9 protein-coding genes are annotated in these 12,478 nt (G+C 70.9%); 6 read left to right on the top strand and 3 right to left on the bottom strand.

What is annotated here, in order from left to right; all coding sequences use genetic code 11:
* Positions 1 to 2: 2 nt before the first annotated feature.
* Complete coding sequence (locus BIV25_RS54850; protein ID WP_218158527.1) at positions 3 to 110, top strand: ALQxL family class IV lanthipeptide; 108 nt, start codon at positions 3 to 5, stop codon at positions 108 to 110.
* A 101-nt stretch (positions 111 to 211) separates the two neighbouring features.
* Positions 212 to 2,521 (top strand): M14 family zinc carboxypeptidase, encoded by a 2,310-nt coding sequence (locus BIV25_RS43250; protein ID WP_079177257.1) that lies wholly within the window; start codon positions 212 to 214, stop codon positions 2,519 to 2,521.
* Here BIV25_RS43250 and BIV25_RS43245 read toward each other — a convergent pair.
* Complete coding sequence (locus tag BIV25_RS43245) at positions 2,488 to 3,183, bottom strand: response regulator transcription factor (RefSeq protein WP_256257154.1); 696 nt, start codon at positions 3,181 to 3,183, stop codon at positions 2,488 to 2,490. The two genes, BIV25_RS43250 and BIV25_RS43245, sit on opposite strands and share 34 nt — an antisense overlap.
* Entirely contained in the window at positions 3,176 to 5,224 is a 2,049-nt protein-coding gene (locus tag BIV25_RS43240; protein ID WP_107486698.1) for a GAF domain-containing sensor histidine kinase, read from the bottom strand. The genes BIV25_RS43245 and BIV25_RS43240 overlap by 8 nt, the downstream gene beginning before the upstream one ends.
* A 202-nt stretch (positions 5,225 to 5,426) precedes the next feature.
* Between BIV25_RS43240 and BIV25_RS54125 the strand changes: the two genes are divergently transcribed.
* The 4 genes from BIV25_RS54125 to BIV25_RS43220 all read left to right on the top strand — a co-directional run bounded on the left by BIV25_RS54125 (position 5,427) and on the right by BIV25_RS43220 (position 10,827).
* Positions 5,427 to 7,463 carry a BTAD domain-containing putative transcriptional regulator gene (locus BIV25_RS54125; protein ID WP_143076808.1) on the top strand — a complete coding sequence of 679 codons (2,037 nt, stop codon included), beginning with the start codon at positions 5,427 to 5,429 and terminating at the stop codon, positions 7,461 to 7,463.
* A gap of 203 nt (positions 7,464 to 7,666) precedes the next feature.
* Positions 7,667 to 8,110, top strand: coding sequence for a hypothetical protein (locus BIV25_RS43230; protein WP_143076807.1), 444 nt, complete (start codon positions 7,667 to 7,669; stop codon positions 8,108 to 8,110).
* 953 nt (positions 8,111 to 9,063) lie between these two features.
* Entirely contained in the window at positions 9,064 to 10,320 is a 1,257-nt protein-coding gene (locus BIV25_RS43225) for an SLC13 family permease (protein WP_071378098.1), read from the top strand.
* A gap of 6 nt (positions 10,321 to 10,326) precedes the next feature.
* Positions 10,327 to 10,827 (top strand): universal stress protein, encoded by a 501-nt coding sequence (locus BIV25_RS43220; RefSeq protein WP_071378067.1) that lies wholly within the window; start codon positions 10,327 to 10,329, stop codon positions 10,825 to 10,827.
* Positions 10,828 to 11,351: 524 nt separating this feature from the next.
* On the opposite strand, the gene BIV25_RS50635 is transcribed toward BIV25_RS43220, so the two are convergent.
* Positions 11,352 to 12,038 carry a hypothetical protein gene (locus BIV25_RS50635; RefSeq protein ID WP_143076806.1) on the bottom strand — a complete coding sequence of 229 codons (687 nt, stop codon included), beginning with the start codon at positions 12,036 to 12,038 and terminating at the stop codon, positions 11,352 to 11,354.
* Positions 12,039 to 12,478: the final 440 nt, after the last annotated feature.

The raw sequence follows: 12,478 nt of genomic DNA, 5'->3' as shown, positions 1-12,478 counted from the left end.
GAATGGCAATGGAGTTCGACGTGAACGCCCTGCAGGTTCTGGAGCAGGAGGAGCCCGAGAGCGGCGCCTGGCCCGAGCCGACGCGGTGCTCGTGCTGCAGCACCTTCTGACGGCTGCGACCGCCCACCAGGTCACCGCCCCCGCCTCGGCGGGGGCGGTGACCGACCGGCACGACCGGTACGGCTGACCGAGCTCAAGGGAAGGGCAGATCATGCGCACACTGCGGGGCCGCGGCAGAACGCTGTGGCCGGTACTTTCCGTCGTCCCGGTGGCGGCCGTCGTCCTGGCCGCTCTGCCGGCACCGGCCGTCGCTCCGGCACCGGCAGGGACGGCGGCACGCTCTGCCCCCGCCGGCCGGGCCGTTCTCTCCACCGGCCGGGCCGTGCCGAGGCCCTGTTACTCGGCCCTGCTCCGCCCGGGTACTGCGGGTGTGTCGGCGCGGGACGTCACCTCGCCGGCCACCGGGGTACTGCGGGTGCGGCTGGCACCGCGGGGCGGCGCGCCCGGGGACTGGGACGTGGCCGTGTTCGACAAGGCCGGCGGAGCCCTGGTCGGTGCCTCGTCCGGGCCGCACAGCCGGGAGCTGGCCGAGGGCACCGTCGTGCGGGGGCAGCGGTTGGTGGTGCAGGGCTGTCGTTATGCCGGCCGGGCCGGGACGGTGTCGCTGCGTGCCGATGTCGTGCCCGGGCAGGGGTCCTTTGCTCCCACCCGCATCCCTGCCGCCGCCGCGGCAGGTTCCGTGCTGCCGTCCGGCCGTAGCGCGTATCGGCAACTGTATGAATACGAGTACGAGTTGAAGGACCTCGCCCGTACTCATCCGTCGCTGGTCACCTCCATCACGCTGCCCTGCCCGACCGCCGAGGGGCGGGAGGTGTCCGGGGTGGAGATCGCCGCCGACCCGGCCCGGAAAGAGGACGGCAAGCCGGTGATGCTGACCCTCGGTCTGCATCATGCCTCGGAGTGGCCCAGCGGGGAGATCGCGATGGAGTGGGCCTACGAGCTGACGCTCGGCTACCGCACCGACCCCCGGATCCGTGCGCTGGTGCGCAGGACCCGCAGCGTCATCGTGCCGGTGGTCAACCCTGACGGTTTCGCCGTGTCCCGCACGGCGGCACCCAGGGGAGACTTCTCCCGTTTCGACTACGAGGACAAGCGCAAGAACTGCGCCACCGGTGGCGCGCCGGCGCGGGACCGGACGGGGCCGTGCGCGGCGAACGCGGCCGGGCGCTTGCGCGGTGTGGACCTCAACCGCAATTACGCGGGCTTCTGGGGCGGTGCCGGGGCCTCACCGCTGTGGGACGACGACCACTACCGCGGGCCGGCGCCCTTCTCCGAGCCCGAGACTCGAAATGTGCGTTATCTGGTCTCCACCCGGCAGGTCACCGATCTGGTGAGCCTGCACACCTATGGCGACCTCGTGGTGCGCCCGCCGGGTGCCAACGACACCCAGCCGCCGCTGGACGAACCGGCCTACCGGGCCCTGGGCGACCGGCTCGCCGCCCACAACGGCTACCACAGCGAACCGGCACGGGAGTTGTACGAGGCGACCGGGATGACGGAGGACTGGTCGTACTGGGCCACCGGGGGATTCGGCCTGACCCTGGAGATCGGCCCGCGCACGGCCCATCCTCCCTACGCGGACGGGGTGGTGGCCGAGTACGCGGGTCTGGCTCCGGCGGCCGGGGCGGGCAAGGGCGGCAACCGGGCGGCGCTGCTGGAGATGCTCGCCGACACCGCCGACCCGGCGGCGCATGCCACGGTCGTGGGGACCGCACCGCGCGGATACCGGCTGCGGCTGCACAAGTCGTTTCGGACGCCGACCTCGCCGGTGCGGCGGGCGGACGGTTCGCAGGGGCCGCCGCTGGAGGTGGCCGACACGCTCGATTCGACGCTGCTCGCCCCGGGCGGCGGGTTCAGCTGGTCGGTCAACCCCTCCACCCGGCCCTACGTGGCGGGGCGCTACGGACGGGATCCCACGGCCCCCGTCCAGCCGCCGCTCGTCCTCAGCCACCCGCCCGTCCTGCCGCCGGTGAACACCGACTACCCCACGGACCCGGTGGCGGACCGTGTCCCGTTCACCGTCGACGGTCCGCCGCGGGCCGACAACGGCCGGATGACGGTGTCGGTCAGCTGGCGGTCGCGGAGCACCGAATGGGATCTGTACGTTCTGGACGCGGCGGGCAGGACGGTGGGCGAGTCGATCGTGGGCGACACCGATTCCCAGCAGGTCGTCCTGTTCGACCCGCCGCCGGGCCGGTACACCGCCCTGGTGGTCGACTTCCAGCAGGCCGACCCGCGTGTTGCGGATCCCTGGAAGGGCCGGGTCGACTTCCGCTCGCCGCTGCCCACTGTCCATGGCCCCACGGAGGCGTACACCCTGACCTGTGAGGATCCGGGCGGGCACCGGGTGGGGGGCGAAGCGGTCACCGTCGGCCGGGGACAGCGGGTGGATGTCGGGGAGGTGTGCGCGGGCGCGCGGGCACAGGGTCAGGGTCCCGGCTCCGGGCCCGAGCGCAGGTAGGTGAGGACCGCGGTGACGCGGCGGTGCAGCTGGGTCTCCTCGGCGAGACCCAGCTTGGCAAAGGTGGAGTTGACATGCTTTTCGATGGTGGATTCCGACAGCGACAGGGATTCGGCGATGGACCGGTTGTTCTTGCCCTGCGCCATGTGCCGCAGCACGTCGAGTTCCCGGCGGGTCAGCTGGGACAGCGGCGCGTCGGTGGTGCGAGTGAGGCTGCCGACCAGAACCTCCACGATGCGCGGGTCGATCACGGAACGTCCGGCGGCGACCTCCCGCAGGGCCCGCAGCAGTTCCTCGAGTTCGCCGATGCGTTCCTTGAGCAGGTAGGCCAGTCCGTCGGTGCCGTGCTGGAACAGGGCGAAGGCGTACTGCTCGTTGGCGTGCTGGGAGAGTACGACCACGCCTATGCCGGGGTGGCCGGCGCGGATGGCGTGTGCGGCGGTGATGCCTTCGGTGTGGTGGTCGGGCGGCATCCGGATGTCGGCGATCACGGCGTCGGGACGCAGCCGCTGGACCGCGTCCAGAAGTTCGTCCGCCGTGCCGACGGCGGCGACGACGACCACCTCGCCGGTGTCCTCCAGCAGACGGCGGGTGCCCTCGCGCACCAGGTAGTGGTCCTCGGCAATGACGACCCGCATCCTGGTGGACGTCGGTTCAGACATCTGCGGTCTCCCGTCGCGTCTCGGTGATGCGCGCCTGCAGTGTGGTGCCGTCGCCGGGCCGGCTGATGATGGACAGTTCGCCGCCGACGGCCTCGATCCGGTCGCGCATGCCGGTCAGTCCCGAGCCGAGCCCGGCGGTCGAGCACAGCCCCACCCCGTCGTCGCTGACGTCCAGCAGCAGTGATCCGCCGGCGCGGCCGATGCGTACGGTCACACCGGCTGCCCGGGCGTGTTTGAGGACGTTGGTGAGTGCTTCCGACACCACGAAGAACGCCGCCTCCTCGATGTCGGGTGTGAAGCGGGCCGCGCGCACGGAGGGTTCGATCTCGACGGTCACCGGAATCGGCAGTCTGCGGGCCCGGGACATCACGGCCGCCGCCAGGCCCTGGTCGGTCAGGACGGGCGGATGGATGCCGTGGGCGAGCTCCCGCAGTCCGTCGATGACCCGGCAGGCGTCGTCCTGGAGTTCGGTGAGGGTGGTGTGCACCGTGTCGCCGTTGCGGCACAGCTGGTTGCGGGCAAGTCGCAACTTGGCCACGAGCGCGACGAGTTCCTGCTGGATGCCGTCATGGAGCTGGCGCTCGATCCTGCGTCTCTCGGTGTCCTGCGCCTGAACGATGCGCGTGCGGGACGCGTTGAGTTCGCTGGCCTGGCGCTGCACTTCCTCGATGCGGATGGAGAGTTCGGCGTTGAGGCGTGCGTTGTGTACCGCCAGTGCCGCCTGCCGGGCCAGGGTTTCGACCAGGTCACGGTCCTCGGGGGTGAACCGGCCCTGGGCCTTGGGCCCGTACTCGATGAAGCCCAGGACGTCGTCGCCGTAACAGAGCCGTACCCTGGTGGGTGAGGAGTCCGTGCCGTCCGGCATCGTGCCCGCGGTGCCCCGGGCGGAGGGGAGCCGGCCCGGACCGGCGGTGCCCAGTTCGACCTTCACCCAGCGCAGGACCAGCCACTCCTGCAGGCTGACAGCGAGCTGCGGCGCCAGCAGCGTCAGGTCGTAGGCGTGCTCAAGGGTCGTGCCGAACTGCACCAGCAGTTCGAAGTTGGAGCGCCGCACCCCGAACACGCGCCGTGCGGCCAACTGGTTGAGCTGCTGGCGAAGCGGCTGGAACAGCATCGTCGCGGCGACGGCCACCAGGACGGCGGCGCTGATGGGGAGGTACTGGCTCGCGGTGAGCCCCAGGGCGGTGACCATGCCCAGGTACCAGCCGCCGATGATGACCCAGAGCAGGCCGTAGACGGTGGAGCGCCGGGCGGTGAAGTCCAGCCCCGGCAGCCGGTGCCTGAACGCCGCGTACACCAGACCCGCCGAGATCAGGACGTAGGGCAGCGCGCCCAGGGTGCAGCCGATGAAGTAGGCCGGCCCGCTGTCTCCCTGCCACATCCGGAAAAGCCGCATGGAGCCGCGAGCGGCGAACAGGGCGAGGGCCGCTGCCGCGACCGCGGACCACCGGCGGGTGTTCCGGGCGTGGGGCCGCTGTGTGTCTGGCAGCGAGTGTGCCAGCAGCAGCCCCGCACCGATTGCGGGCATCCATGCCTCCGGCTGGACCAGCAGTCGTAGCTCCAGCCACTGCGGCATCGGCACCGTCATGAGTACGAGCGGAGCCGCGAGCAGCAGCCACAGCAGCCGCAGCGTGATGCGTTCGCGGGCGTGGTGCTCGCGGCCGTCCGGCAGCAGGGCCAGCAGCCGGGCGGTCATGACGGCCGCGATCACGTCGATGGTGCGGGCCAGCAGCAGCAACGGCCAGCTGGCGGCCGGTCCCGGGACCCAGCCGGCGACGGAGCCCAGCGCAGCCACGGTGAAGCGCACGACCAGCCCGAGGGCCGCCCACGATCCGGTCGCCAGCGCCCGCCGCGCGACCGGATGAGCCGGGGCCTTCCAGCACAGCGCCAGCCCCGCCAGATAGCACGGCAATACCGCGCCCAGCGCCCAGGGCAGCGTCCGCGTGGCCGAGAGCAAGGTCCCGAGCCCGACCGCGTAGAGCAGCCCCAGTCCACCGCAGATCGCCAGGACACGCATGCCCCGTGCGTCCTCAACTGCCATGACGCAAGTGTTCCTTGACCGTTTTGCGCTGTACAGGACGCATGCCTCCTAGTGCGGTGGCGGACAGCCTCCATAGCAGAAGCGAGGGCGCCCGCCTTCAGCGTTCGGGCGGTGCCGGTCACACTCGTCGCGGGGCGATCCGGTGGTGCCGGGTCGCGGTGAGCGCGGCTGGCGCCGCGCAGCGGGCGGCGAGGGGGCGGGGATGACCACCACACAGACGGCACCGTGTCACCGGTTACCTGAGCGCGAGGAGGCGCGATGTACGACGGTCGCACACCTGTTGCGCGGGCAGCGCGGTGAGGACGGCCGGCTGGTCGCGCTCTTCCAGCTGCTGGGCGAACCGGAACGGGCCGTGGCCGCCCACCGGCGCCTGGCCTCGGCCGGGTTGGACACACCCGAGGAGATCACGGCGGCGGCCTGGGCCGCCGCCGCCCACTGCGCGCGAGGCGCGCTGAGGCAGGCTCAGGGCCTCGTCAGGCGCACCGTGGGCGCGCTGGAGCGCTGCAGTGATCCGTACGCCGTGGTGGTGGCCCGCACCACGGCGTCGGCCGTGGCGGCCACGGACGGCCGGTGTGCGGCCGCCGAGCATCACCGGCAGTGCGCGCTGCAGGCCGCCGGTGCGGCGGGCGATCCGCTGCTGCGGCTGATGTCGGTGGTGGGTACGGCGCAGCAGCGGATCGAGCAGGGGGAGCCACGTGAGGTCCTCGCCGAACTGGACAGTGCGCTGGGCGCGGCCCGTCAGGATGCCGCGCTCGCGGTGGCCCTGATGCCGTCGGTGCGGTGCCGGCGGGCCGCCGCGCTGCTGGCGATGGGCGAACTGGACCGGTCCGCGGCGGAGTTCACCGGGGCGCTGACGGACTATCACCGGCTGGGGGACGGTGCGGGACTGGCGCTGGGGGCGCCGGCGCTGCTCGGTGTCGGCGATGTCCACCGGGAGCGTGGTGAGCTGGGCCCGGCCCGGACCGCCTACCAGGAGGCGGTGGTCCTCGCCGAACGCTCGGGCGACCGCCAGACGCTGTCCGCGGCACTGACCGGGCTCGCTCTGTCGCGCGGGGGCGGTGATCCTCACTCGGCAGCGGTTCTGGCGTCCCGGGCGGCCCTGGGGTGCGCCGGTCCGCCGCGGATCCGTGCCCTGCTGGCGGGCGGCTGGATCGCGCTGACGGCGGGGCGTTGCGAGGCGGCGGCGGAGGCGGCCCGGCAGGCGGCCGGCGAGCCGGGTGCGCAGGGGAGCCGGGCGGTGTTCGCCGAGCTGCTGGAGCTGGAGGCGATGTGTGCGGTCGACCCCGCCACACGGCAGGCGCTGTTGGGGGACGCCGAGGAGATGTGGGCCACCGCGCAGCGTCCGATGGCGGTGGCCAGGGTCGCCTTGGCACGGGCACAGCTCGAAGGTGCCGGCGCGACGCGGGTGCGCGAGGCCACCGCCTGGCTGGGCCAGTTCGGGGTGGGGGCCGGGGCCGGCGACGCGGCGGGGCTGCTCAACCGGGCGGCGGCGAGCCAGTGCCCGGCCGTGACGGTACGGGTGCTGGGCGGCTTCCAGGTGCTGCGGGACGGCTGCCCGGTCGGGGCCGAACAGTGGCAGTCGAAGAAGGCACGGGACCTGCTCAAACTCCTGGTGGCCAGGCGCGGCCTGCCCACACCGCGTGAACTGCTGATGGAGGAGCTGTGGCCCGAACAGGACCCCGCCCGGTGCGCAAACCGGCTGTCGGTGGCCTTGTCCGTCCTGCGTCTGGTCCTCGATCCGCAGCGCCGTATGGCACAGGACCACTTCATCGTCGCGGACAACTACGTGGTGGGCCTGGCCCGGCTGCACGTGGACGTGCAGGAGTTCCTGGCCGCGGCGCGCCATGCGCTGGGCGTCGCCGGGCGGTCAACCGAGCACGCTTTCGCGGCGCTGGCGGCGGCCGAGGGACTGTACCGCGGAGATGTCCTGGCGGACGAACCGTACGCGCAATGGGCCACGGCCCTGCGGGAGGAGGCCCAGGCCGCCCATGCGGAATTGCTGGCCAGGCTCGCCGCGGCGGCCGCCGAGAACCGCGACGCCTACGCCGAGATCCACTACAGGCTCCGTCTGCTGGAACGTGATCCGTACGACGAGGACACCCATCTCGCCCTGGTCCGCCTGCTGGCGGCGGCGAGCCGTCATGGCGAGGCCAGGCGCCGCTACCGGATGTACGCCGGGTGCATGGAAGAGATCGACGTCGTCCCGGCACCGTTTCCCGTACGGCAGATCAGGGGCTGATCGGCGGCCCGCCTGATGGTCTCGGCCGCAACGTTGGCGCCGTCCCGCGCCACCGCGGCCGCGGTCTCGTGAGTCACCTCGTAGGGATGGATGGGGACGGTTGCCGCGTCGCCGACACTCTGCCAATGGATCTTGCAGATCCGGGGAAGGGCGTCCTGGTGGGACGGTCTCCGTATCGTCGGTGCGTCATCGCCGCCGTCGCGGTGTCGAACGAGGACCGCACCGATTCCAGCACGGCCAGCCGCGCCTGTGAGCGCGAGTGCCGCCGCGCGGGCAGCGACAAAGCGGCATCGGCCGGGCGGACGTTGACGGCGCCGGGCCTCCGACATGCGCACCGGCGGACGGTCACCCTGCCGAACAGCGTGGCCAGCGGCCGCTTGATGACCCTGCTCCAGGCGGGAACGGACCAGACGGTCGGGGCCGGTCACCACGGGCCGACGGGTGCGGACGGGTTCCTCCTCACGCAGGGCGCGCAGGTCGAGGTGGACCCGCAGGAGCTGCCGCATCAGCAACCTGCTGCGGGTACTGAGGAGTTCTTCCAGTTCATGGTGGGCCAGCCGGCCCGAAATTCACCGAGGCCGCAACAGGTCAGCACTCGGCGGGCTGTCGTAGCGTTCCACCGCGGGCTCTTCACTGAGGCGGTGTGAATTGGTTGGCGCCTTCGACCGTACGGAGAAGAGCCCCTTGGTCACCATCCCCTCACGGCTCGGTCCCGCTGCCGGGCGGCAAGGCGAGCACGCCGGGGGAGTTCTCCGTCGACCAGCCCCGCGTCACCAGCCGCTTGAGCTTCGATCGGGCCCCTTCGATCTTGGAGAGTTCCTCGCTGCCCGGACCGATGCCGACGGGGATCTGCTTCGCCCGCAGCGAGCCCCCGCATCCGCCAGTACTTCCAGCAGATCCTGATAGGCCGTCGACAGCACTGATGCCTCCAGACCCAGCCGCCACGGCGGCACCGTCCGCACACCGATCACCGCATCCGCCCGGACGCGGCAACACCGCACGTCTGCTGCCCGACAGGCCCGTCTTCATCCGGCTCCTGCGATGTGGCCTGCACAGCCGTCCCAGCGAGGATCACGTCCACGGTCTCACGCGTGATCCGCAGCCGCGCCAGCCGTTCCTCCTCGGCCGCGAGCTGCCGGTACAACTCTTCAATCTGGCTGTGGAGTTCTGCCGCACGAGCCAGTCCCCGAGGCGGAGTTACACCCGTTGCTGATTCCGGATCCAGGACCCCAGTGATCGATTTTGGTGCCACGCTTGGTCAGCGACAGGAATCATGTGCTCGGAAGAAGTGATCACGGCACCGGACTCCATATCTCTGAACCCAGCCGCAAACTGACCGACAGGGCTCCGTATAGTGCCTTGGCCCGGGACTGGTCTGGATCTTGACAGAGATCGCGTCGGAGGTGCGGCCGTGGCCGGGGGCAGGCGTGGCCTCGCAGTTGTTCGGCTGCCACGATCACCGCGCGAGGTCGTCACGCAACGCTTCCATGACGCTGCGACAACGGCGATTCGAACAGGACTTCGGTCCGGTCGCTGCCCGGCAGGCGGGCCCGTCCTCGCCAGGTCGCGCGGGCGGTCGCGGACGGGGGAAGATCAAGTGGTGAACTCATCTGTGGCGGAGGCCGTCTCCGTCGTTCTTCTGCTGGCGGTCCTGGCGTGCGCCGTCATTCGCCCGTTCGGGTGGCCGGAGGCGGTGGTCGCCGTCCCGGCCGCGGGCATGGTGATCGCCACCGGGGCGCTCTCACTGGGGCACGCCCGAGAGGAGGCGGAACGGCTGGGGCCGGTGATCGGGTTCCTTGCGGCCGTCCTGGTCCTCGCCCAGCTGTGTGACGACGAAGGGCTGTTCCACGCGTGCGGGGCGTGGATGGCCCGTAGTGCGGCGGGGCGCCCGCGCCGCCTGCTGGTGCAGGTGTTCGCGGCCGCGTCCGTGATCACCGCGGTGCTCAGTCTGGACGCCACGATCGTGCTGCTGACGCCGGTGGTGTTCGCCACCGCCGCCCGGCTCGGCGCCCGGCCGAAACCACACGTCTACGCCTGCACCCACCTGTCGAACACCGCGTCGCTTCTGCTGCCCGTCTCCAACCTCACCAACCTGCTCGCGTTCGCCGCCAGCGGGCTGAGTTTCACGCGCTTCGCCGCCCTGATGGCCTTGCCCTGGCTGGTGGCCATCGCCACCGAGTACGTGGTCTTCCGCCGGTTCTTCGCCGCCGACCTGGACGCCGGAGCTCAGGCCCCACGTACCGGCGGACAACGCGAACTGCCGGTGTTCGCCCTGGTCACAGTGGCCTGCACGCTGGCCGGGTTCGTCCTCACCTCCGTCGTGGACGTCAATCCCGCGTGGGCGGCCCTCGCTGGTGCCCTCGTGCTCGCCGGGCGGGCTCTGGCCCAGCGCCGTACCACGCCCACCGCCATCGTGCGGGCCGCCGCGGTGCCGTTCCTCGCCTTCGTCCTGGCCCTGGGACTGGTGGTCCGCGCGGTCGTCGACAACGGGCTGGCGGCGGGGCTGGGACACCTGATCCCGGGCGGTACCGGACTGGCGGCCTTGTTCGGTATCGCGGCCCTGGCCGCGGTACTGGCCAACGTCATCAACAACCTGCCCGCCGTGCTGGTGCTGCTGCCTCTGACCGCCCCGTCCGGGCCGGCCGCCGTCCTGGCGGTCCTGCTGGGGGTGAACATCGGTCCGAACCTCACCTACGCCGGCTCCCTGGCCACGCTGCTGTGGCGGCGCATCGTGCACGAACACGACAGTAACGTCGAACTCGGTGAGTTCACCCGTCTCGGTGTCTTCACCGTGCCTGCCGCCCTGGGGCTGTCGGTGGTGGCACTGTGGACCTCGCTCACCCTCATCGGAGGCTGACCCGTCATGAAAGTCATCGCCTGGATCACCGAGGGCACCTGGCCCGCCGGCATCGACGCCGCGCGCGCCCACGCGCCCGAGGACGCCGACATCGTGCTGCTCCACGTCACCCCGGCCGACGTCCCGGGTGCGGCGCACGGCGCCTTCGCCGGTCTGCTCGGCCGAGGCCATGGCGAACGCGACCCCGGCACGCAGGTGGAGCACCTCGCCGCTGTCTCCGCCGAGACATTCCTGGCCGAGGCCGCGCAGCGGCTGGGCCGCCCGTGCGCCCGTGTCGAGCGGACCGGCCGCGTCGAGCGGGAGGTCGTCGCCGCTGCCGAGGGCGCCGACCTGCTCATCCTCACCCGCGACGGTGACCGGACCCATCTCGGGCCGCGCAGCCTCGGGCATGCCGGCCGTTTCATCGTCGACCACGCCCCGTGCCCTGTCCTGCTGGTGTGGCCCGAGCCCGCGCCAGGCATCGACACCATCCCACCCCCGCCACCCCACCCGCCGCACCACCGATAGCGGCAGGCACCCGGCACCGGACCGTCTTCCGCGGCCAAGAGCATGGGCGACGGTGACGCAGACCGATTCTTGGCGCGATGCCCGTGATGCGGCCGCTGCCGATCTTCTGCCCGGCCGTCTCATCCCCGACGTGGAACGCGCAGCCGGACGCGAGCAGTCGAGGTACAGCAGACCCCGGTGAGAACCCATCTCTAAACCTCTGATGATCTCGTTCTCGCGCCACGTTGAACGGCCTGGTGCGCATCGGGCCCTCCGCGTCAACTCTCTGGTGTGGGGCCCGTGTTGAGCGTTGAACCCGCCCGGAAGGCACAGTCACGCCTCCGGTCGGCTGAACGGACCCGCGTTGATCGATCCCGGCCGTGAGGACGCCTGCTGCCGTTGCGGTATCGCCACGGCTGCCAGGCCCCTCGGGGACCAACAGCGCGGCGAGACATCTGCTGGGTGTTGGGCGGAGGGCTTGAGGATGCCCTCCCCGGAACCTGCCAGAGAGGGCTTCGCTCATCTCAAGGTCATACGGGTTTCATTCAGTAGCCCCGCCAGGCTTCCGAGGTCTGATTGGTGTAGATGTTCCAGACCTGCCAGTTGTTGGTGGTGGAGCAGCCGCCGGGGAAGCCGTAGACGCCGATGCCGCCGTCCAGACACACGTTGTAGTAATCGTTGTGGAAGTTGATGAAGTGCTTCAATCCTGCCGGGTTTCCAACGTTCTGCGCCGGAGCTGCGGTTGCCATGGTCCAGATCTGATCCCAGTTGTTGCCACCAACCTCGCAGGATTCCCAACGCGTTGCAGCCGAACCCCGGACCTGAGAGGGTCCCTCGCCCGCGACCGCTCCCAGGCACACCGTTCCGCTGCCGCTGTCGGTCATGATCTGGACGTTCGCGTGGCCACCGGAGTCCGGTTGTCCGCTCTCCAGCCGGATCCAGCTGGTGCCTCTAGCCATACACCCGGGCACCGTCGCGCTGGCGCTGCCCGGGCCTCCGAAGTCGTATACAGCTGCCAGGCACTGCTGGCTGGCCTGGTTGACCATCTGGATGCTGGGATTGTCCCAGTAGATCGCCGCGTTCGCCGTGGCGGTGGTGCCCAGCGGCATCGCGAGCGCCGCTGTCACAGTCGCGGCCAGCTGTACGGCGCGGTTGGACAGCAGTTTTCTGAACCGGATCAAGGTGCTTTCTCTTTCGGTCCTCGCACGCATGGACTTGCCGAGTTTGAGCATGAGTGAGCTTCCCCTCTGATGGCAGCCTCGGTTAGGTCGTTGCCAGTCCGCACGACAGGTTGCTATGTGCGGTCAGCCGGGTGAGTGAGTCCATCGCGAATCTAGGATCGGCAACGCATGCTGTGTCGTGCCGAGTTGCACAGTGAAGAAGGGGTTCCGGTGCCACAGTGCACAGCGAGCCGGGAAAGCGCAGGCGGTGCCCATGATCCGAGTTGTGGTTTGTCGCGTGTCACACACCTTGCGCGCTGCAAGAACACACACGCAGCGCAAGCCACACCCTCATCGGACCGAACCAGCACGGGGCATCGTGCGTCACTCCGCCGCCGGCCACACCTCCGGCCCGCCAACCCGCCACTCGATCAGCGGTGAGTTCACCAGGTCCACCACGTCCAACCCCACCAGGCCGCACGCTCCAGGAACGCACTCAGATCGTGCAGGAC

The organism is Streptomyces sp. MUSC 14, from assembly GCF_001866675.1.
GTDB lineage: Bacteria > Actinomycetota > Actinomycetes > Streptomycetales > Streptomycetaceae > Streptomyces.
Note: the sequence above shows the minus strand (reverse complement) of the source record. Positions and strands in the feature narration are given on the sequence as shown.

Excerpts from the sequence above, each read along its gene's own strand:
- BIV25_RS54850 (WP_218158527.1), top strand. The coding sequence starts at position 3 with ATGGCAATGGAGTTCGACGTGAACGCCCTGCAGGTTCTGGAGCAGGAG.
- BIV25_RS43250 (WP_079177257.1), top strand. The coding sequence starts at position 212 with ATGCGCACACTGCGGGGCCGCGGCAGAACGCTGTGGCCGGTACTTTCC.
- BIV25_RS43245 (WP_256257154.1), bottom strand. The coding sequence starts at position 3,183 with ATGTCTGAACCGACGTCCACCAGGATGCGGGTCGTCATTGCCGAGGAC.
- BIV25_RS43240 (WP_107486698.1), bottom strand. The coding sequence starts at position 5,224 with ATGGCAGTTGAGGACGCACGGGGCATGCGTGTCCTGGCGATCTGCGGT.
- BIV25_RS54125 (WP_143076808.1), top strand. The coding sequence starts at position 5,427 with ATGACCACCACACAGACGGCACCGTGTCACCGGTTACCTGAGCGCGAG.
- BIV25_RS43220 (WP_071378067.1), top strand. The coding sequence starts at position 10,327 with ATGAAAGTCATCGCCTGGATCACCGAGGGCACCTGGCCCGCCGGCATC.
- BIV25_RS50635 (WP_143076806.1), bottom strand. The coding sequence starts at position 12,038 with ATGCTCAAACTCGGCAAGTCCATGCGTGCGAGGACCGAAAGAGAAAGC.